Source organism: Rufibacter sp. XAAS-G3-1, from assembly GCF_013623775.1.
GTDB lineage: Bacteria > Bacteroidota > Bacteroidia > Cytophagales > Hymenobacteraceae > Nibribacter.
On the sequence record NZ_JABFAM010000006.1, the window covers coordinates 186,766 to 208,170 of the forward strand.

At 50.0% G+C, this 21,405-nt stretch carries 18 protein-coding genes and 1 tRNA gene; 5 read left to right on the plus strand and 14 right to left on the minus strand.

Annotated features, from left to right (window positions below):
• Window positions 1-6 precede the first annotated feature (6 nt).
• Window positions 7-1,113 carry a signal peptidase I gene (gene lepB, locus HHO50_RS07530; protein WP_181305399.1) on the plus strand — a complete coding sequence of 369 codons (1,107 nt, stop codon included), beginning with the start codon at window positions 7-9 and terminating at the stop codon, window positions 1,111-1,113.
• A 795-nt stretch (window positions 1,114-1,908) separates the two neighbouring features.
• Here lepB and ung read toward each other — a convergent pair.
• A complete protein-coding gene (gene ung / locus HHO50_RS07535; RefSeq protein WP_181305400.1) occupies window positions 1,909-2,571 on the minus strand; it encodes a uracil-DNA glycosylase in 663 nt (220 codons plus the stop codon).
• A 107-nt stretch (window positions 2,572-2,678) separates the two neighbouring features.
• Between ung and apaG the strand changes: the two genes are divergently transcribed.
• Both apaG and HHO50_RS07545 read left to right on the plus strand, forming a co-directional pair.
• Entirely contained in the window at window positions 2,679-3,065 is a 387-nt protein-coding gene (gene apaG, locus HHO50_RS07540; protein ID WP_181305401.1) for a Co2+/Mg2+ efflux protein ApaG, read from the plus strand.
• Between the two features lie 11 nt (window positions 3,066-3,076).
• Window positions 3,077-3,862, plus strand: coding sequence for an O-methyltransferase (locus HHO50_RS07545; protein ID WP_370457546.1), 786 nt, complete (start codon window positions 3,077-3,079; stop codon window positions 3,860-3,862).
• A gap of 86 nt (window positions 3,863-3,948) precedes the next feature.
• Here HHO50_RS07545 and kdsA read toward each other — a convergent pair whose 3' ends face one another.
• On the minus strand, window positions 3,949-4,770 hold the full coding sequence (gene kdsA / locus HHO50_RS07550) for a 3-deoxy-8-phosphooctulonate synthase (RefSeq protein ID WP_181305402.1): 822 nt from the start codon (window positions 4,768-4,770) through the stop codon (window positions 3,949-3,951).
• Between the two features lie 156 nt (window positions 4,771-4,926).
• The gene (locus HHO50_RS07555) at window positions 4,927-5,544 is read right to left on the minus strand and encodes a methyltransferase domain-containing protein (RefSeq protein WP_181305403.1); all 618 of its coding nucleotides are present in this window, start codon (window positions 5,542-5,544) and stop codon (window positions 4,927-4,929) included.
• Between the two features lie 106 nt (window positions 5,545-5,650).
• Here HHO50_RS07555 and HHO50_RS07560 point away from each other — a divergent pair, with 106 nt between their 5' ends.
• On the plus strand, window positions 5,651-6,592 hold the full coding sequence (locus HHO50_RS07560) for a hypothetical protein (RefSeq protein WP_181305404.1): 942 nt from the start codon (window positions 5,651-5,653) through the stop codon (window positions 6,590-6,592).
• 289 nt (window positions 6,593-6,881) lie between these two features.
• On the opposite strand, the gene cphA is transcribed toward HHO50_RS07560, so the two are convergent.
• From cphA to HHO50_RS07600, 8 genes are all read right to left on the minus strand, one after another.
• Window positions 6,882-9,521: a cyanophycin synthetase gene (gene cphA, locus HHO50_RS07565; protein ID WP_181305405.1), complete on the minus strand. Its 2,640-nt coding sequence runs from the start codon at window positions 9,519-9,521 to the stop codon at window positions 6,882-6,884.
• A gap of 39 nt (window positions 9,522-9,560) precedes the next feature.
• The gene (locus HHO50_RS07570) at window positions 9,561-10,460 is read right to left on the minus strand and encodes a cyanophycinase (protein WP_181305406.1); all 900 of its coding nucleotides are present in this window, start codon (window positions 10,458-10,460) and stop codon (window positions 9,561-9,563) included.
• A 1,165-nt stretch (window positions 10,461-11,625) separates the two neighbouring features.
• Window positions 11,626-11,696, minus strand: a tRNA-Cys gene (locus tag HHO50_RS07575).
• A gap of 136 nt (window positions 11,697-11,832) precedes the next feature.
• Entirely contained in the window at window positions 11,833-13,734 is a 1,902-nt protein-coding gene (gene rpsA, locus HHO50_RS07580) for a 30S ribosomal protein S1 (protein WP_181305407.1), read from the minus strand.
• A 754-nt stretch (window positions 13,735-14,488) separates the two neighbouring features.
• Window positions 14,489-14,998, minus strand: a complete 510-nt coding sequence (locus tag HHO50_RS07585; protein ID WP_181305408.1) for an HNH endonuclease — start codon at window positions 14,996-14,998, stop codon at window positions 14,489-14,491.
• Window positions 14,999-15,095: 97 nt separating this feature from the next.
• Window positions 15,096-15,875 (minus strand): C40 family peptidase, encoded by a 780-nt coding sequence (locus HHO50_RS07590; RefSeq protein ID WP_255478645.1) that lies wholly within the window; start codon window positions 15,873-15,875, stop codon window positions 15,096-15,098.
• Between the two features lie 105 nt (window positions 15,876-15,980).
• The gene (gene smpB / locus HHO50_RS07595) at window positions 15,981-16,454 is read right to left on the minus strand and encodes an SsrA-binding protein SmpB (RefSeq protein WP_181305409.1); all 474 of its coding nucleotides are present in this window, start codon (window positions 16,452-16,454) and stop codon (window positions 15,981-15,983) included.
• Window positions 16,455-16,850 (minus strand): thioesterase family protein, encoded by a 396-nt coding sequence (locus HHO50_RS07600; RefSeq protein WP_181305410.1) that lies wholly within the window; start codon window positions 16,848-16,850, stop codon window positions 16,455-16,457.
• A gap of 76 nt (window positions 16,851-16,926) precedes the next feature.
• Between HHO50_RS07600 and HHO50_RS07605 the strand changes: the two genes are divergently transcribed.
• Entirely contained in the window at window positions 16,927-18,195 is a 1,269-nt protein-coding gene (locus HHO50_RS07605; RefSeq protein ID WP_181305411.1) for a serine hydrolase, read from the plus strand.
• A 60-nt stretch (window positions 18,196-18,255) separates the two neighbouring features.
• Here HHO50_RS07605 and HHO50_RS07610 read toward each other — a convergent pair whose 3' ends face one another.
• From HHO50_RS07610 to HHO50_RS07620, 3 genes are all read right to left on the minus strand, one after another.
• Window positions 18,256-18,495, minus strand: coding sequence for a hypothetical protein (locus HHO50_RS07610; protein ID WP_181305412.1), 240 nt, complete (start codon window positions 18,493-18,495; stop codon window positions 18,256-18,258).
• A gap of 197 nt (window positions 18,496-18,692) precedes the next feature.
• Window positions 18,693-19,685 carry an MBL fold metallo-hydrolase gene (locus HHO50_RS07615; RefSeq protein ID WP_181305413.1) on the minus strand — a complete coding sequence of 331 codons (993 nt, stop codon included), beginning with the start codon at window positions 19,683-19,685 and terminating at the stop codon, window positions 18,693-18,695.
• 340 nt (window positions 19,686-20,025) lie between these two features.
• Window positions 20,026-21,258: a nucleoside recognition domain-containing protein gene (locus tag HHO50_RS07620; RefSeq protein ID WP_181305414.1), complete on the minus strand. Its 1,233-nt coding sequence runs from the start codon at window positions 21,256-21,258 to the stop codon at window positions 20,026-20,028.
• Window positions 21,259-21,405 lie beyond the last annotated feature (147 nt).

The window sequence follows — 21,405 nt, forward strand, 5'->3', positions numbered from 1 at the left end:
GACTGCATGAGTATCCGTTTTTGGACTAAGAAGGAAGCCAGGCCTAAACAGAAGAAAGGCTTTTTCAGGGAATGGGGAGATGCCATTCTTTTTGCCGTAGTAGCGGCTACCTTAATCAGGTGGGCCACCTTTGAGGCGTATACCATCCCTACTCCTTCCATGGAGAAAACGTTGCTGGTAGGCGATTATCTTTTCGTGAGCAAACTGCACTACGGCCCCCGTACGCCCATCACGCCACTACAGGTTCCCCTCACCCACCAAACCATCTGGGGCACCAACATCCCGTCCTACTCAGATGCCATTCAGTTGCAGTCGTACCGTTTGCCCGGCTTCACCACCGTCAAGAACAACGATGTGGTTGTGTTCAACTGGCCAGCCGATGTGGCGCACCCTACTGACCTGAGAATGAATTACATCAAACGCTGCATTGGCATTGCGGGCGATAAAATTCAGATGCGGGACATGCAGGTGTACATCAACGACAAGCTGATGCCAGAGCCGGAGCGGGTGCAATACGCCTATGGTTTGCTGACCACTACGCCCATCAACGAGAAGTTTTTCAAAGACCACGACATCACAGATAAACAGGAGGCTTTTGGCGGCATCGGGTACGTGATTAACACCACGCCTGCTACCGCCGCCAAGCTGAAAGGCTTTGACTTTATCAAAGAAGTGGTGCTGTACAAAGACAGTATTGGTTCTGTAAGGGCAGATGTTTTTCCGTTCAAGCCTTCTAGCTACCCGTACAACAAAGACAACTTCGGCCCTTTTATCATCCCCAAAGAAGGCATGACCATTGATATCAACCCCATGACCATTCCTCTGTATGAAATGGCCATCCGGAAATATGAAGGTTTTGGCAAAGACGAGGTCACCGTTACGGATAATCAAATTCTGATCAATGGACAGGCAATCAAACAATACACCTTCAAGCAGGACTACTATTGGATGATGGGCGATAACCGCCATAATTCTGAAGACTCGCGGTACTGGGGGTTTGTGCCCGAAGATCACATAGTAGGCAAGGCGGTTCTGATCTGGATGTCCGCTGACCCGAACGAAACGCTCTTCAACAAAATCCGCTGGAGCCGGATCTTCAAAGGGATAGAATAAACGACAGTTTGTTTTTAGGCTGTTTTTAGGAAAATAGGCCTAAAACCACTGGTGGTTCCTTTCTGCGGTTTAGCCTCTGCTTGGAGCCGGCTTCTTTGGAGAGGTTGGCAGGTGCATGCAGTCTGCTGTTCCCTTGGCTTTTCTGTTTGTCCCGTGGGTGCAAATACTTTGCTGTTTCATCTTTTCCGCTAAGCGCTCGGGGAAGACTGGAACGGGGAAAGTAAGTAAAACCTTTTTTCTATGGCGCGGATTTACTTACGTGACTTGCTTTTCGGGTAATCTTAAGTCACGGAAGTTATTTCCTCGCCATAGAGAGATTCCCCTGCAAAGGCGTATTCCCCTCCCCGGAGGGGTCTCCATCATCTCCTTCCAGGACGCACCAATCACCCACTAGGGGTACCCAAACCACCGAAATACTCATGAAATGCCAGCTACCGTTTAGCTGGCATTTCTCTTTGATACCTAATAAGTAATGATATAGTAAAGTAGAGCACTCGCTCGCGTCCCGCGCGTGTGGGTTACCTGCGGCCTCTGGCCGCTAGGGAGAACATTACGGGTAACTTTCCTTTCAAATAGCAGAAAGGCTTTCAGTTTCTGTTTCGGGCCTGTTTTTCCGAAAATAGGCCCGAAACAGAGCTGTTCTCCCTAAAGGCCAGAGGCCGTGGGTACCCACACGCGCGGGACGCGAGCGAGTGAAATCATTACACTAGTAGTAAGAAATCCTTCGCAAAAAAGTAACCTTGAACCTGTTTAGAGGCTGATTTTCAGAAATCAGACCCTAAACAGGTTTATCATTTACCAGTCAATCTCCGTTAGTCCGTGTTCCCGAAGGTAGGCATTGGCTTTGCTGAAATGGCGGGTTCCGAAGAAGCCTTTGTCGGCGGCGAATGGGGACGGGTGCGCTGCTTTCAAGACCAAGTGCTTTTTCTCGTCAATGATCTGGCCCTTCTTCTGGGCATAGGCCCCCCACAGCAGAAACACCACGTGCTCTTTTTCATCAGAGACTTTTTTGATGACGGCATCGGTGAATTCCTCCCATCCTTTTTTCTGGTGCGAACCCGCCTGGTGGGCGCGTACCGTGAGCGTGGCGTTCAACAGAAGTACCCCCTGCTCTGCCCAGCGCTCCAGGTTGCCAGATCTGGGAATGGGTTTTCCCAGATCTGCCTCTATCTCTTTAAATATGTTTAATAGGGACGGGGGAGTACGCATGCCTTCGGCCACTGAGAACGCCAACCCGTTGGCCTGCCCCTGCCCGTGGTAGGGGTCTTGGCCCAGGATCACCACCCTTGCTTTGTCAAACGGGCATTCGTCAAAGGCATGGAAGATCTGCTTGCCCGGCGGATAAACTTCGGTGGAGGCGTATTCTGCCTTCACAAAATGGATGAGATTTTGGAAATATGGCTTCTCAAACTCATCTTGTAGTACTTGTTGCCAGCTACTTTCAATTTTTACCTGCATAGAAGAGGTACCAGTTAATGGTTTTTAGCGTATTTTTACTTTAGAATCCGGCTGGCAAAACTATAACGCCAGAAAGCCTGTTCCATTTATACCAAATTAAGGCACGCATGGATACGAAAACAACCCAAGGAGTCACTGTCAACGTCACGACAAATTACCTCCCTGACTATTCCAGTCCGGCTCAGCAGCACTTTGTCTTCGCTTACAAGATCACCATCCAGAACAACAGCGAATTTACGGTAAAGTTATTACGCCGCCACTGGCATATCTACGATTCTAACAATGAGGTTAGGGAAGTGGAGGGCGAAGGCGTGGTAGGGCAACAGCCGGTGCTGGAGCCTGGTGAAAGTCACCAGTACGTGTCGGGTTGTAACCTGAAGACCAGCATTGGAAAGATGGCCGGTACCTACCTGATGGAACGTCTGGTGGACGGCCGTCAGTTTCACGTCACCATTCCCGAATTCACCCTCATCATTCCTTATAAACTCAATTAATCCCGCCTTTGGTGCAGCACGCCGCCATGATCTACAGGTACGCCTCTTTTTGGTGGCGTTCAGGGAATGCGCATGGACTGCACTCCCCTTTCGTTTTCAACCTTTATTGCCACATCATCCACCACGAGGGCTATTTCCTGGCCTATGATGCGGTAGAAACCCTTCGGGAAGAACTGCTCCAAGACCAGACCCTGCTGGAGGTAACCGATTTTGGGGCGGGCTCCCACTCAGGTGCTACCCGCCAGCGGAAAATAGCCGATATTGCCCGCACCGCGGCCAAACCCGCCCGCTTGGGTCAGTTGCTGTTCCGGCTGGCCAACCATTTCAAGCCCGCCACTTTGCTGGAGTTGGGCACTTCTCTGGGACTTACCACCGGGTACCTGGGCCTGGCCCGAAAAACAGCCGCCTTGTACACCTTTGAAGGCTGCCCTGCCCTTGCGGCGCAAGCCCGTAAGAACTTTAAAACGCTGGGGCTGCAAAACGTACAACTGGTGGAGGGCAATTTAGACCAAACGCTGGCGCAAACGCTGAACCAGTTGGAAAGAGTGGACTTTGTGTTCTTTGACGGAAACCACCGCTATGAACCCACCCTGCGGTACTTTGAGCAATGCCTGACCAAAGCCCACGAGGACAGTGTCTTCATTCTGGATGACATTTATTGGTCAAGTGAGATGGCCGAGGCCTGGAAAAAGATAAAGCAGCACCCCCAGGTACTGCTCACCGTTGATCTGTTTTACCTGGGCCTGGTCTTTTTCCGAAAGAACCAGCCTAAGCAGCATTTCACGCTTCGTTTCTGAAATATACCGCCAAAACAGCCGTCTTATCCAAAGCACTGGTAAAACCGTTTAGGGCCTGTTTTCATAAAAACAGGCCCTAAACGGTTTTATGCCTCAAAGCGGATGGCCTCTCTGATTCTGATGAGCCTTCTCATCAAGCCTTCCAGTTGCGCTAAAGGGAGCATGTTAGCACCGTCTGAACGGGCGGTCAATGGCTCTGGGTGCGTTTCAATGAACAAACCGTCGGCCCCTACCGCAATAGCCGCTTTCGCGATGGTTTCAATCAATGCTGGGCGGCCCCCGGTTACGCCCGAGGATTGGTTAGGCTGCTGCAGCGAGTGCGTCACATCCATGACCACGGGCACCTGGTTTTCACGCATGATGGTGATGTTCCGGTAATCTACCACCAGATCTGAGTAGCCGAACGAGTTGCCCCGGTCTGTCAAGATCACGTTGTCGTTGCCAGACTCTTTCACTTTCTCCACGGCAAACTTCATGGACTCACCAGACAGGAACTGCCCTTTCTTGATGTTTACCACTTTTCCGGTTTGGGCGGCGGCAATGAGCAAATCGGTCTGGCGGCACAGGAACGCCGGAATCTGCAGCACATCTACGTACTCGGCGGCCATGGCGGCCTCGTGCGCTTCATGGATGTCGGTGACGGTAGGTACCCCGAAGGTCTCGCTCACTTTCGCCAGTATTTTCAGGGCTTTTTCGTCCCCTATTCCGGTGAAAGAGTCTTTTCTGGAGCGGTTGGCTTTGCGGTAAGATCCCTTAAAAATCAAAGGAATCTGCAGGCGGTCAGAAATCCTGACCAGTTCTTCCGCAATGCCCATGGCCATGTCTTCGCCTTCAATGGCACAAGGCCCGGCCATCAGGAAGAAATTTCCGGAAGCCGTATGCTGTAATTTAGGAATGTTGATGTTCATCTGTTAACTCAGTTTATGTCCTTCGGCTGTAAGCCGATGCTTATTTTTTTCCTGCGTTGCCATTCGTTTTAGGCCTGATTTCATAAAAACAGGCCTAAAACGACGTGCTTGGCTAAAAGGCGCCGCACTCTTTGCCTAGCCCAAAAGTACAGAATTCTACGCGATAAACTGCGGCCTATCGCGACGCTCCAGCACCATAAACAACTCTCTTCCCAACCTGGGCTTTACTGAATTATAGCAAGGGGCAAAATGCCTGAACTGGAAATACGGCTCAAAATACGCCTGGTACTCCAGAACAGACCCTCCAAACGGTGGCTCCTCTGCTTCAAACTCCCCAGTGAACAATACCCCCGCTAATTTGCCCTGGGGCTTTAAGATATGGAACATCTGGCGGGCATACGTGGGGCGCAGGTTTCTGGGAAGGGCGCAAAAGAACGTCTGCTCTAATACCAGATCATACTGGTTAGGCGTTAAGTGAAAGAAATCCTGGTGCAGGAGGTGATCCATAGGGAAAGAGGGCACCCGCTCCTGAAAATTACGGAGCGGAGCGGCCGCGATGTCCAGCAGGTAGACGTTGGGAAACCCTCTTTGGTGCAGGTATTCTGCCTCATGGCCGTTTCCTCCCCCCGGCACCAATACTTGCAGCGACGTATCTTCCAGTTGATCAATATAGGATTTTAAGGGAGGGGTAATTTGCCCAACATCCCACTGGGTACGGTTTTGGGAGTACCTCTGCTCCCAGTACTCCTGGTCTAAATTGTCTTTTTCACGCATGTGCTGAAGTAAGTATTTTCCCCCGGTATTTGCAAAGGATAGATAGAAACGTATTTTTGTAAGAATAGGCAATGCCTATAGAACCCTAAACACCCCGTAATCCGCTATGGCGACTGAAACACCCGAAAAGGATAGTAACCGCAAATTGTTGGTTGTAGGCCTTATAATTGTGCTGCTCAGCATTAACGGTATCCTTATTTACATGCAGCAGCAGAAAACGCAGCAGAATGAGGAGCAGCAGGAAATCATTAAGGTGAAGAGTACCGAGTTGGAAAACCAGATCAAAGTATTTGAAACCCTCAAGGCCGATTATGAGCGGCAAAGTGCCGAACTAAGCGCCATGGGTATCTCCAACGACTCGCTGGAAACCAGAATTGCGGCCATCAATGCAGACCTGGCCCAGCTGCGCGCCTTTAGAAACAGTTCTTTCACGGTGGCAGACCAGCGACGGTTTCAGCAACGGGCCCAAAACCTGGAGTTAGCCCTTCAGAAAAAAGACGAGGAAGTGGCGAAGCTGAAAGACGACAACGAAGAACTTTTCACCGAAGTAACGGGCCTGAAAACCACACAGAATAAGTTGGCAGACTCTATTTCCATGCTTTCCAGCAACAACAAGGAACTGGAAGAGAAAGTGAACCTGGCCTCTAAACTGGAAGCCCAGAACATAGCCGTCACCATCATCAATGACAACGGCAAAGAGAAAGAAGACGCTGAGGAAGAATACAAGGCCAAACGCGTAGACAGAATCAAGCTTAGCTTTAGGCTAGGTAAAAACGAAGTGGCGCCCAAAGAAAACAAAGAGATTCTGATGCGCCTGATTGAGCCCGATGGCTCTGCCCTGTACAACCTGGCCACTGGTTCGGGTACGTTTGAGTTTGAAGGAAAAGAGCAGTTCTACACCGCCAAACGCGACATTGTCTTTGATAACTCCCAGCAGTTGGTGTCGTTCATCTACTCCAAAGGCACTCCCTACAAAACCGGAAAACACCTGATTGAGATCTACTCAGACGGTTTCTTGATTGGTTCCACTTCTTTTACCCTGAAATAGCATTTACAGCCTGCTTTCAGCAAAACAGCCCCTAAACGTTCTGGCGTTTAGGGGCTGTTTTTTTGAATGAATGAGAGAATGAATGAGAGAATGAATGAGAGAATGAATGAGTGTGAAAATTTTGGGCCCATAAAATGGTGACATGTAATGCGGTGAGAGGGTTCACGTTTAAGTCTAGTTTTGAGAAACCAGCTCATAAACAGGCAGGCAACTCTAGCTAGCCTACTCCCTGGTTTTTCCACCATCTTACATTCACTCCATCATTCCCTCTCGCAATCAATCATTAACCTCAGTCCACCATGACACGCCGATCCTGAATGACTTTGAAGTTCTCTATCATCTTGATCGCCTCCGGAATGTCTTCAGAGAAAATGGTGATAAATGAATTTCGCTCGGCGTGTTCCAGGGCGTAGGCAATGGCCACCATCTCCTGCCCTATCACTTTGAAGGGCTTAAGAGGGTCTACCTGCAAGATGCCGTTGATCACGCTTTGGTTGATTTCCTCGGCAGTACGGCCCCGCAGGTCTTTATCTGACCGAATGATTACTTCATCAAACATCTGCGCCGCCAATTTTCCCAATTCAACCCAGTCTTCCGCCCGCCGGTCACCCACACCCGCTACTATCCCCACTTTTTTGCGGGCATCTACGTTCTGCAGAAAATCAGCTATTCCTTTCATGCCTGCCGGGTTGTGGGCGTAATCTACCAGCACCTCAAAGGCGGGGAACTTGAACAGGTTCATTCTGCCCGGTGTCTTGGCCGCCGAGGGCACAAACGTACGCAATGCGGTTTTGATCTCAGAAATCTCAAAACGGGAGATGTAGCCCGCCAGCGTGGCCGCCAGTACGTTCTCAATATTGAACTTGGCCCGGCCGCCAAAGGTAAGCGGAATATCCGCCACGCGGTCTACCCGTATTTTGTAGGTGTTTTTGAAAATTGAGATAAATCCGTTCTCAAATACCGCGGCTAGTCCACCTTGGGCCACATGCTTGAGAATGCGCGGGTTGTTTTCATCCATGCTGAAGAAAGCCACTTTCGCTTCTACTTCCTTGGCCATGTGGTAGACGTTGTCGTCATCGGCGTTCAGGATGGCATACCCGTTTTTGCTTACGCTCTTAGGTACCACGGCCTTTACGCGGGCCATGTCTTCCAGGGTGTAGATGTCGCGCAAGCCCATGTGGTCTTCGGCTACGTTAGTTACAATGCCAATGTCGCACTGCTGGAAACCTAAACCCGAGCGCAGCATTCCGCCCCGGGCGCACTCCAGCACCGCAAAGTTGACGGTTGGGTCACGCAGGACGAACTCGGCGCTTTTGGAACCGGTGGTATCCCCTTTTTCCAGCAGCGTGTCCTGGATATAGATGCCGTCAGTAGTGGTGAAACCTACCTTGTAGCCCACTGATTTCACCATATGGGCGATAAGCCGGGTGGTTGTGGTTTTGCCGTTAGTACCCGTAATGGCAATGATGGGAATGCGGGACGGGCAACTGTCTGGGAAGAGCATTTCAATCACCGGGTCTGCCACGTTCCGGGGCAAACCTTCGGTGGGTGCCACGTGCATCCTAAAGCCTGGTGCCGCGTTCACCTCTATGACTGCCCCTCGGGCCTCTGGTAACGGAATAGCGATGTCTGAGGTGACTACGTCAATACCGCAGATATCCAAGCCTATGGTTCCGGCAATCCGCTCGGCCATCAGTACATTATAAGGATCAATCAGGTCGGTTACGTCCGTAGCGGTACCACCGGTAGAGAGGTTGGCGGTACTTTTCAGGAACAGTTCTTCGCCGTCTGCAATGACTGTGTCAAGGGTATAGCCTTTGCTGTCCAGAATGCCGTTGGTGTCTTTGTCTACGGTAATCTTGGTAAGTTCTTTCTCGTGGCCCACTCCGCGGCGCGGATCTGTGTTTACCTTATCAATGAGTTGCTGCACGGTAGAAACTCCGTCTCCCACCACCATGGCCGGGGTGCGTTTGGCGGCGGCCACAAACTTTTTATTCACCACCAGTAAACGGAAGTCATAGCCTTGGATGAACTGCTCTACAATAACCGCTTTTTCGGCTTTGGAGTACTTCAGCGCTGTCTCGAAACCCGCCACGGCTTCTTCCCAGTTTTTAATATTGATGCCCGCCCCTTTTCCGTGGTTACCGTCCAGTGGTTTTGTCACGATGGGATAGCCCAGAAAGTGAATCGCCTCTTTTAATTCGTCCAGGGTGTACACAATCTCCCCTTCGGGAACAGGCACCCCTGCTTCGCGCAGCACCTCCTTGGTAGCACTTTTGTCACCGGCTAATTCTACCGCAAACGCCGCCGTACGGCACGTCATGGTAGCCTGAATGCGCTTCTGATGCACGCCGTAGCCTAACTGGATCAATGAACTTTTGTTCAGGCGGATATAAGGGATACCTCTTGCCACCGCTTCTGACACAATGGAATAGGTACTAGGCCCAATGTGTTCATCTTCCCTGATCTCGTGTAACTCCTCCACGTCTGGGGCAATGTCATAGGCTTCATTTCTCACCAGCGCCGTGACCACCCGTATGGCCGCATGCGCCGCGTATTCCCCGGCTTTCTCTTCCTGGTAGGAAAAGACCACGTATTCAAAACCGGGCTGAGGAGCCGGATACGTTCGTCCAAATCCTGATTCCATGCCGCCTAGGGTTTGCAGTTCCAGGGCTACGTGCTCCACCACATTGCTTAGGGGAACCCCTTCTTCCCGGAGCCTTCTGAGGTAACCTCCTTCCTGCCCCTCGGTGCTACGATGCGAAATCATACCGGGGAACATGGTTTCCAGCTTTTGGGCGAAACCCGGAAGATCTGAGGTGAGCACCCCGGCAAAATCTTCCATGTCCAGTTTTAGTACTACAATTTTCGGGTGTTTCACAGACCAGTAGTTTGGTCCGCGCATGATGCGCAATTCTGCGATTTTCATAGATTGGTTAATCTAGTATGCCAGCGGGTATGTCTTTTGTTAAAAAATTTCCAGCGTGTACGTATCTCCTTTTCCAAGGAGATGCACCTTGAGATCTCTCATAGTGACCGGAACCCCTTCCTCCACTTCATATATATTGGTTTTGGTGCTGCCCCGCCCGTCCACTATAACCACGAGTCCACTTCCTACCACTTCAAAATTCTTTCCTTCCTTTACCACTATTCCGGTGTCTTCCTCTAACCCAACGCCAATAAAAGTTGGGTTGGTAGCCAGCATCTGCACCATACGTACTATACGGCCGCGGGTGATAAAATGGGTATCTATGGCCACATCATCTAACAACTCAAGCCCGGCGGTAATGCTCACTGACCCTTTGATAAAACCACCCCCGTTCAGGCCTTGGTAAATCATTTGGGTGGACATGGCAGCTGCCCCGGCACTGGTTCCGGCTACTACCAAAGAGTCATTGTGATAGCGCTCTTTGATGATTCGTATGAACTCTGTGCCACCCAGAATAGCGGTAAGTTTCAACTGATCGCCGCCCGTAAACATAATGCCGGCCGCTTTCTTCACCAGTTCCAGGTACTCTTCTTTACAGGCATCTTCCCGGGAACGGATATCCACCACCTGCACATTCTTTACTTTCAGCTTATGGAAGACTTCTATGTACGATGCCCCCATTTCTTCGGGGATGGAGGAAGCGGTAGGAATGACCAGCACCAACGGATTGGCGCCTTTCAATTCACTGACCACCCTCTCCAGTATTTCATTTTTCTCGAAGTTTATGTTTTCTGCGTTGGTGGAACCGTCTTCCGGATCATCTCCTTTGTTTTCTTTTCCGCCAATGGCGATGAGTGTTCCGGTAGGGGTTTTTCCTTCAATTGCTTCTCTTGCCTTAGCACTACTAACTTCTTCTTTCTCTGAGTGTTTTTTGCTCATTTTTACGCAATGACTTTAAATCCAATTGTTAAAGCAGGCCCTTAATTTTTCAGGATAGCTTTTCTATTTACCCAGGAATTAAAAGGGATATTCTGCTTCTATGTTCCTATTAGATGTTCGGGCATACGCATATTTAAGCCAAAAGATTAGAGAATAAGAATATATAGGATTTACCGACAATCAGTTGCGGGAACTACTTAGAAACAAATTTCATTTCAGTCCTAAAGTGCAGAATTTTCTATATTTTACGTAAAAATTTAAAATTCGTACATCATACAACCCTTACAAAGAAGCTAAATTTTGAAATTTACAATAGTAAAATAAGTTATATGTAAGAACCTATTCTAGAACAAAGTGATGGGCGCATCATTTAAACCGATATTTTTGAGGTATTGCTGTTGTTAAGAACTTATGTAATTAGAGTTTTCCGCAACTCTTTTTATAAGCGTTTATCTTTCAATTAGATAAATTATAATGCAAGAAAATACTTGGTCAATTAGATAAATAGATCTTTCTCTGTAAACTATTACTGGAGGTAAACTTACCACAAAAGGGTTTACAGTGCTATTGGTTCCTTTCTGCGCTTTAGCCTGTGCGCGGAAAGGTCTTCTATGGGGAGATGAGTAGGGCGCATGCTTTAGGTGTTCCCTTGGCTTTTCTGTCTATTCCGTAGGATAAGTAGGTGCACGCGGTTTGCTGTTCCCTTGGCTTGTCCGTTTGTTGCGTGGGTGCAGGTGCTGTATTGTTTCATCTTTGGCGGTATGCGCTCACGGCCGCGGGGCCTCGTCTTCCCCTCTCGCACTGCCCTTTCGGCCTGAGGAGTCTGCCTCTCTTAGCGGAGGTCTTTCCAGGGCCAAAAGCGAGGCGCGCTCGGGGAAGACTGGAACTGGGGAAAGTAAGTAAGGGCAGCGGTGATGATAACCCGTAGAGACCAGGCACTGCCTTGTCTCTCACGCATTCCTTTCTTCTTGAAAGGCGCATTCCCCTCCTGGGAGGGGTTGGGGTGGGTTTTAGCACTCCACCACCACTGAGACACACCTATCACTCAATAGGGATAGGTATATCGGAAGGAATAGCAGCAAGGTCTTAGGCAATTGAAGGGCAGAGGTGATTATAAGCTAAAAACAAGAAAGCCTGCTTAATATAAGCAGGCTTTCTTCGGGTGAGGTAACGAGCGGATTCGAACCGCTGTACGAGCTTTTGCAGAGCTCTGCCTAACCACTCGGCCACGTTACCGTGATTGGGAGTGCAAATATAGACAGGATTTAATACGGTCACAACTCCTTCGCGCTTATTTTTGCGATGAGGCATAAAAAAAGAGCCTCTTTTCAGAGGCCCTTTCTAGAAATCAGGCAGTTACCTACCTAAAAAATTATTCAGCTGATTCAGTTGTACCAGCGTCAGTAGCGTCAGAATCAGTAGATTTACCAGCACGGGCTTGCGCAGCCGCGGCTAATTTTTTCTCACCGGCTTCTTTCTCGTTTTCCATCATCTGGTCTTTCAAGGCAGAAAGAGCATCCAGGTCACCTAAGGTAGAACGAACTTCGTCTTTCTTAGGGGCAGCCGGAGCAGCGGCAGCTTTAGGAGCGCCTGCGGCAGCCGGAGCGTCTTTCTTCTCAAACTTCTTACGCTTGGCATCTTCTGGCTGGGCCGTGTGTACCGCCGTATGCGACAAGATGATCTTACGGTCATCTTTAGAGAACTCCGTTACTTTGAAGTCCACTTGCTCACCGGCTTCTACACTAGAACCATCTTCTTTGGTCAACCCTTTAGGGAAAGCGAATCCTTCAATACCGTACGGCAGCTCCAGCGTGGCACCACGGTCAGATTTCTCTAACACGGTAGCCTTGTGCGTAGATCCTACGTTGAATACGGTAGCGAACGTATCCCATGGGTTTTCTTCCAGTTGTTTGTGACCAAGGGCCAGACGACGGGCAGAAGCATCAAGCTCCAGCACCACAACGTCTAATCTGTCACCAACTTTCACGAACTCAGATGGGTGTTTGATTTTCTTAGTCCAGGATAAGTCAGACACGTGCACCAAGCCGTCTACGCCTTCTTCCAACTCAATGAACAGGCCAAAGTTGGTCAGGTTTCTAACCACACCCGTGTGCTTCGTTCCAACGGCATACTTGGTCAATACATCTTCCTTCGTCCAAGGATCTTCAGTCAACTGCTTGATGCCCAGAGACATTTTGCGGTCGTTACGATCCATGGTCAACACAACCGCCTCAATTTCGTCACCTTGTTTGATGAAGTCTTGTGGGTTGCGCAGGTGCTGAGACCATGACATTTCTGATACGTGGATCAAGCCTTCTACGCCGGGCATCAGTTCTAAGAACGCGCCGTAATCTGCTACGTTCACGATTCTGCCACGTACGCGGGAGCCAACTTCTACTTCCGCAGGGAGAGCATCCCATGGGTGAGGAGTCAACTGCTTCATACCCAAAGAAATACGTTTCTTATCGTCGTCGAAATCCAACACTACCACGTTTACTTTCTGGTCTAGCTCCAACACCTCTTGCGGGTGGTTGATGCGGCCCCATGAAATATCTGTGATGTGCAACAGACCATCCACGCCACCAAGGTCAATGAAGACCCCGAAGTTGGTCATGTTTTTGATCACACCTTCCAGAACCTGGCCTTTTTCAAGGTTGTTGAGGATGGCGGCACGTTGCTGCTCAAGATCTTTCTCAATCAGCACTTTGTGCGATACTACTACGTTGTCAAAAGCGGCGTTGATTTTCACCACTTTCACTTCCATCTTACGACCCACATAGATGTCGAAGTCGCGGATTGGTTTCACGTCAATTTGTGAACCTGGTAAGAAGGCTTCTACGCCATACAGGTCGGTGATCAGACCACCTTTGGTTCTGCGTTTCACCACGCCTTCCAGCACGGTGTCGTTCTCCAAAGCGCCGTAGATCATTTCCCACGCTTTCACGATTTTGGCTTTCTTGCGGGACAGGATCAACTGACCGTTCGGGTCTTCCTGGTCTTCAATGAATACCTCCACCTCATCGCCGATTTTCAGATCCGGCATGTCGCGGAATTCAGAAATCGGAACCAGACCATCAGATTTAAAGCCGATGTTCAGGATTACGTCGCGCTCAGTGATACCAACCACGGTACCTTTGATCACTTCCTCTTCCTGAACGGTGTTCAGGGTGTCGGCATACATTTGTTCCATTTCGGCTCTCTCTGTCGCAGAGTAAGAACCGCCGAAACCCTGAGACTCAAACTTGCCCCAGTCAAAATCTTCTAAATTTGCCATAATGCACTATTGGTTCACAAAATATAACAGCTAGGCACAGAACCACTTACCTACCCGTAGCTTCTTTTACATACCCGTTTTTCAACATTGAAACCCGGGGCATTCACCTTGAACGCGCCGCGAAGGTACAAATTTTTACCAATTAAAAAGGGATTTTACCTCTAAAAACAGCATAAGTAACCTGACTTACAACGAGTTTGCTTTCACTTCCCCCACTCTCCTGTTTTAAGGCCATTTTCAGGAAAACAGGCTATAAATGCCTCCTAACGGTAGGTTGCTCTGAATAAGTACTATAAAGCAAGGGTCTACAGGTCTTCTATGGGTTCTGCTTCAAGTTCTCAACTTGGAACTCTCATAGCTCAGGTTTTCAACTCACGGTAAAAAGCTTTAGAGTTCTGGAAGTTGCAAACTTGTGGTTTGGTTTCTTGTTTTAGAGCTTTTTGACGAAATCAGCCCTAAAACGTTCTTCTATGACCCTCTAAGGCGCGGAAGTTACTTCCCCGTGCCTTAGAGCATGTATAAATTTCATCTTAGCACTGCAAATGGCCATAAAAAGAACCTGCGTTCGCCTTTTTCTCGCCCCGTAGTGCTGCTACGCCGCTCAAAAAACGCTTCCGCAGAACCTTTCTCTGGTTAGTTGAGCCTGCAAACCTGAAATTCAGACAAGCTCTTAGAATAGTATAAACCTATTTTAGACTCGTTTCGAGCCTGATTTTGTAAAAGTAAGCTTAAAACAGGAGCAGGGTAGGCTTTCTTACGCCCGTGCCTTTTCCCGCAGGAAAGGAATCCAGGCATGGTCGGTATCCTGGATGCTGTCGCGCAGGAAGGAAACCAGAGAAGGCTTGAAGGGTTTGGAAAAGAGTTTCATGGAAACTTCTTCGGGGGTGCGGTCGCCTTTTTTGGAGTTGCAGCGGGAACAGGCGGTAATCAGGTTGTACCACGTGCTCTCCCCGCCTCTGGAGCGGGGTAGCAGATGATCTAAGGTAAGGTTTCTGGTGGAGCCGCAGTACTGGCACTTGTTGCGGTCGCGGCGCATGATGTTCTGGCGCGTGAGGGAGATGCCCTTGTACGGCACCCGCACATAGCGGTGCAACCGGATCACAAGCGGTTTGGGGTACGTCTGGCGTACCGTGCGCAGCCCGTTTAGCTGGTCTTCCGCAATGAGCTCTGCTTTCTGGAGATAAATCAAGACAAAAGCCTTGTGCAGACTGCACGTGGCTATGGCGGAGTAATCTTGATTAAGTAAGAGTACCTTATCATTCATACGAAAACCTGCTCAGTAGATCCTTTAAGTAAGATACGAAAAATTATCTTACCACAGATTTTTCTAACTGATTTTCAGGCGTTCGTGTTACACAGATTTACTCTGGAAGAATGCGTTTTATGATGCGGAGCTTGTGGGAATAGCGTTTGCGGTCGCGGTTGTAGATGCCGTGGTGGTCTAGCTGGTCAATGCGCACCTCGCCGGAGGCATGAATGATCTTCTGGTCTTCCAGCACAATGCCCACGTGAATGATGCGGCCTTCCTCATTGTCAAAGAAGGCGACATCGCCGGGACGGGTCTGGCTCACGAAATGCACTTCCTGCCCGTGTTCCACCTGCTGGTACGCGTCGCGGCGGAGCTGGTAGCCGCACACGCCGTACACCTGCTGCACAAACCCGGAGCAGTCAATCCCGAAGATGGATTTGCCCCCCCATACATAGGGGGCGCGCATGAATTGCAGGGCAATCTTCTGCAGGAAATTCTCGCGGTAAGGCATGGTGGGGTTAGAGGCGCGGCCGTTGTAGAGCAGCCGTTCCTCCCCTACCCGTATGCTCATGCCGTCAAAGAACGGCAACACACTGCCCAAGCCGATGGGCGTCACCGTGTCTCCGCAGCTCACCGTTTGCACCAGATCCATGGAACGGGGGTGCTGGGCGTTCCGCCATTCCTGGAAATACGCATCAGAAACCGGGAAGTGCTGCTTGAAATCAATCCAACCTTCGTAGTCATCGGCGGCGTTTCTGACCTGCACCCATTTTTCCTGGGTCTGGAGCAGTTCATAGCATTCCCCGAAGATGAGTTGGGTGATCTGTTCGCTTTTATCTGACGGCTCCCGGCGCACCGGCACCAGACTCAATTTGCAAATCCCGAAGTTCAAGGTATTAATGTGCTAATTTGAAAATGTGCTGATGTGCTAATGCAACAAGCTTAGGTGCGATTGGCGCAGGAATTTCAGTGGTCTAATAAGAAACCTAATTCCTAATTAATATTTCTCACGGGCCATTTCTCGTTTCACGTCGCGCTCTTTGATGTCTTCGCGCTTGTCATAGAGTTTTTTCCCTTTGGCCAGGGCGATGTCTACTTTGGCAAAGCCGCGGTCTGAGATGAACAGCCGGGTAGGGATGATGGTCACGCCTTGCTCCTGGGCTCCTTCCTTCAGCTTCTTCAACTCGCGTTTGTTCAACAGCAGCTTGCGGTCACGGGTGGGTTCATGGTTGTAGTGCGTGCCCTCCGTGTATTTGGAGATGGTGACCTGGTGCAGGAACAGCTCGTTGCCGTGGAAAGTACAGTAGCCGTCTGAAAGGTTCACGTTGCCTTCCCTAATGGATTTGATCTCGGTGCCGCGCAGCATGATGCCGGCGGTGTATTTGTCTAGAAACTGATACTCATAAGAGGCCCGCCGGTTTGAGATATTCACCGTTTTCTGCAGCCTGTCTTTCTCGCTTGATTTCGCCATTTAGTTTCTACTGTTCGTCAAAAGTCGGTGGATCTTCTCTTTTTTCAAAATTTTTTGCCCGGTTTGCCCGGTAGCTACCAATCGCTGGGCGGCCTTTACGGTTATCTCGCAACGTAGTTCGTTCTGGTGCAGGGTCTTGAAAGTTGCCTCAAGGAGAAGATTTTCTCCGGCAAAAGCCGGGCTGTGGTGCTCAATATGGAGCATAGTGCCAATCCCTTCTTCGTCTTCTTCCTTCATTTCCAGCACAAACAGCCGGGAAGCCCACTCCATGGCCTGCGCCAGCGCGAAGGTGGAACACACCGGATGCACCAACCCAGATTCAAACCGGGCAAAATCGGCTTCGGTGATGAGTTTCTGGTAACGCCTGGTATCTCCTTTCTGGAACGGGTTTCGCATATTTAGTGGGACTAAGAACGAAGATTAAAAAATTCTACGCATATTCAACCCTTCCGTCTATATCTCTTGCAATCCTATGAAAAAGTCTTTCCTGGGTCTCTCCCTGCTTCTGCTGGGTTCCACCCTCGTATCGGCCCAAGCCAAAACCGATTTGTTTCTCTCTCAATTGCTGCAACGGCACCCCGAGAAATTCAAAACCCTGCTGGAGCAGCCAGAGAAATACAGAATTCAGATTCTCTACACCCAGATAGACCGCGACAAGAACAATGCGCCCTCTTTCAAGACGTACCGGTATAGGGTAAACGCCCAGGAGTATTTTAACCCGGCCAGCACGGTGAAACTGCCGGCCACCTTAATGGCTTTGGAGAAGATCAATACGCTTAAAGCACCGGGTCTGTCCAAAGAAACCACTATGTTCACAGATAGTGCTTTTACCGGGCAAACCAACGTATTACGAGATCCCACTTCGGCCAACGGATTTCCTTCCATTGCGCACTACATCAGGAAGATTCTGGTCACCAGTGACAATGACGCCTATAACCGCCTCTATGAATTTGTTGGACAGGAACCCCTGAACGAAGGCTTAAAAGCGAAAGGCTATTCCAGTATACGGCTGCCCATCAGGTTAACCACGTTTCTGCCTATTGAGTTAGACCAATACACCAACCCCGTTCGGTTTCTGCAAGATGGCAAGGTGGTGTACCAGCAGGGGCTGGTGAAAAGCAACAAGAGCTATCAAAACCCCACCCCTATTCTCCTAGGCAAAGGCAACATGACCAACGACGACAAACTGGTGATGGAGCCCCGGGATTTTGCGTACTCCAACACGTTTGCCTTAGAAGACCAGCACCAGATGCTGCGGGCGCTTTTTTTCCCTGAATCTGTTCCGGCCAAGAACCGTTTCAACCTCACGCCTGAAGATTACAGGTTCATGTACCAATACATGTCGCAGTTGCCCCGCGAAACGGCGCACCCGGCTTATAGTGAAAAAGAGTACCCAGATGCCTTTGTGAAGTACCTGCTCTATGGCGGCCCCACCCGGGAAGAGAGAATCCCTGCCAACATCAGAATCTTCAACAAGATTGGTCAGTCCTTCGGGTTCCTGACGGACAACGCGTACGTGGTGGATTTTGAGAAAAACATTGAATTTCTGCTCACCGCCACTGTGCACGTGAACGAAGACGAGATTTACAACGATGGCAAGTATGAGTACGACTCCATCGGGTTTCCTTTCCTGCGTGATCTAGGGCAGGTAGTGTACGACTATGAACTGCACCGCAAAAGGAAGCACCAGCCAGACCTGAGTCGTTTTAAGCTCGTTTATGATAAACCAGCCCAAAAATGACCTACAACGCAGCGGCCCCGCCTGATGATCAGGCGGGGCCGCTGCGTTGATTGTATCCTCTTAACGGCTGCCGGTGGAGCTGCCGTTCACGTCTCCGCCATCTTCCACGCTGGTATTTCCTCTTCGGCCACTGCCGCCAGTGATAATGCCGGGATTACCCTCTACAGCATCTCCAGGGTTGTCGTTCACATCAGTAGGCAAAGGCAATTTACCAATGGCTTGCGGCACTCGGCCTGGTTCTGCTTGGTTGCTTACGGTGTTCTGACTGTTATTCAGGTTTATATTTTTCTCGTTGTCCATTTCGGTTCTGTTTAGGTGAAAACTCTTTTCCTCTAAATACGGGGAAGTCACCAGAACGGATACTCCTTTCAGCAGGAAAGAGCGCGGAAAACAACATTGGCCGAAGCGTTTTGACTCTCTTTTGGGTAAAACAGGCCTAAAACCCATTCCCTCTCTCATCATTTCTTCCTTCTGAAAGATTACTGTGGGGATTCTATTCATGAAAAGTGCAGCGCCTCTCCAATGGCTAAAATCTTCAACCGGCCCGGAATTTCGCCAGCCGATTCCATTTGCTGTAGCCAACGCACCGGTTCACTGATGGGCTCATCAGAAAGATCAAAGGTGCCGTAGTGCATGGGAACCAACGTACCACCCTGCAAATCCTGGAATGCCCGTACCGCTTCCGCGGGATTGGTATGGCTTGGCCGCATCAGGAATGCCGGGCTGTAGGCCCCCACTCCCAACAAGCAGGTATCAATCTTCGGAAACAGCTTCTGTATCTCCCTGAAATGCTGGTCATAGCCAGAATCTGCGCCAAAATAAAGGGTGTGCTCTGGGGTTTGCAGCATAAAGCTTCCCCAGAGAATTTGGTTGTTGTCCGTAAGGCCGCGTTTGTGCCAGTGGAAAGCCGGTAGGTAAAAGACTTGGGGCTGGTTGTCCCGCAGGGCATACTCCTGGTACCAACCCGCTTCCTGAACGGTTATGTCTGGGAGCCAGCCCTGAATCAGGGCCTTCATTTTCAGGGAGGTAAGCACGGTAAAGGCGTGGGTTTTACGCAGCGTTTTTAGGCTGTCCTTGTCGCAATGGTCAAAGTGGCCGTGCGAGAGCAGCACGTAATCTACATGCGGCAGGGCGCTGGGCTTCACCGGAAAAGGCACTTTCCGCTTGAGCATGGAGACCCCGTAGAACAGCGGATCGGTTAGGAAGGTCACTCCTCCCAACCTGATAAAAAACGTTGCGTGCCCCAGCCACACCATCCCGTCCTGCTTTCCGTGCAGAAAATCCCTTGGGTCTACTACCGCTGGTAACCAGGTGTCTTTCTCCTTCTCCTCTTTTTGCGGATTTGTGGTCAACTTCCACTTCAGGGCCAGCAACATAGATGGGCTGCTTTGCTTGAACTCATTCAAGAAGCGACCGTTCTGTACCGGGTTGCCTTTCCAATTGGGACGGATGATGGGGAGCTCAGGATTGAGTAGAAAGTTATTGGCCATAGAGATTTTGTAAGCTAAAAACACGTTAGCCCAAAGTGCCAACGCCATCATTTTACCTAAAAGAACGCTGCTAAGTTATTCTTTCGCCTTCTGCGCGCCCTGGTTGTTGGGCAGAAAAGAACTTCAGCCTTGGTAAGCAGTTGAAGCGAAACAGGTTAAGGAAAATCACTGAATATACGCCTTACCCCTTCCATACTCTAAACAAAGAGGGCTTCCAGATCTGGAAGCCCTCTTTGTTTTACCTCTATTTTTAGAAAATGAGCCGGTAAACCACCGGTTCAATCTTCCGCTAAAACCTATTTTAGGGCTAATTTCTGCAAACCAGCCCTAAAACGGGCCCTTAATGGAAGAACAGGTATGCCAACCAGATAGCGGCCACAATCCCTATTAAATCGGCGATGAGCCCACAGATGACGGCGTACCTGGTTTTGCGGATGCCCACCGAGCCGAAGTAAACGGCCAGAATGTAAAAAGTGGTTTCGGTGGAGCCCTGGATCACCGCGGCCACATTCCCCACAAAGGAATCTACGCCGTAGGTTTTCATGGCATCTACCATCAGGCCGCGGGCACCGCTGCCGCTTAACGGTTTCATCAAGGCCACCGGCAAGGCCGGCACAAAGTCGGTGTTGAAGCCCAGCCAGGCAAAAAGTGCCCCGATTCCGTTCACCAGAATATCCAGCGCCCCCGAAGCCCGGAACACCCCAATGGCCACCAACATGGCTACCAGGTACGGAATAATGGAAACCGCCACGCCAAACCCTTCCTTGGCACCTTCAATAAACGCCTCGTACACGTTCACTTTCCTAACCAGGGCCAAGGCTATAAAGGAGATGATGACGGAGAATAGGATGATGTTGCTGGCTACCGAGGAGATGGTGGCAATCCGTTCCTGCGAGATGGTGCTGAAATAGTAGATTAAGCCGCCAATCAAGAGGCCCATGGTGCCCAAATACAGCACCACCACTTTGTCTAAGAGATTGATGCGCTGGTAAAGGGCCACCGCCAGTAATCCTCCCAGAAGTGAGAAAAAGGTACCCAATAGAATAGGAATGAACACCGCCGAAGGATCTACGGAGCCCATCTGCGACCGGAACACCAGCACACTGATGGGAATCAACGTAAGCCCGGCGGTATTGAGTACCAGGAACATGATTTGGGCATTGGAGGCGGTATCTTCACTGGGGTTCAGCTCCTGCAGCTCTTTCATGGCTTTCAAACCCAAAGGCGTAGCCGCGTTATCCAGCCCCAGCATGTTGGCCGAGAAGTTCATCAGGATGGAACCGAACACCGGGTGATTTTTGGGTACTTCGGGGAAAAGACGGTTAAAGAATGGCCCTACCGCTTTGGCAAAGATGGCGATGATGCCCCCGCGCTCCCCTACTTTCATGAGCCCCAACCACAAGGTCATAACGCCGGTTAAACCCAAAGAGATCTCAAAACCGGTTTTGGCACTGTCAAACGTACTGGTCACCAATTTCTGGAAAACCTCTACGTCCTGGAAAAAGATGAGCTTGAACAATGCAATGCAGAAGGCAATGAGAAAGAACGCCGCCCACAGATAATTTAAAACCATGCGAGATGAAGATTATTGAGAGAATGAGGGATTGAGAGAATGAATGAGAGAATGAATGAGTGGCAGATGACGTACTATGGCGGAAAGATACACAGCCGAGATAAAAAAACCGCTACTCTCTATTTAGACCAGCGGTTTTTCTCTTTG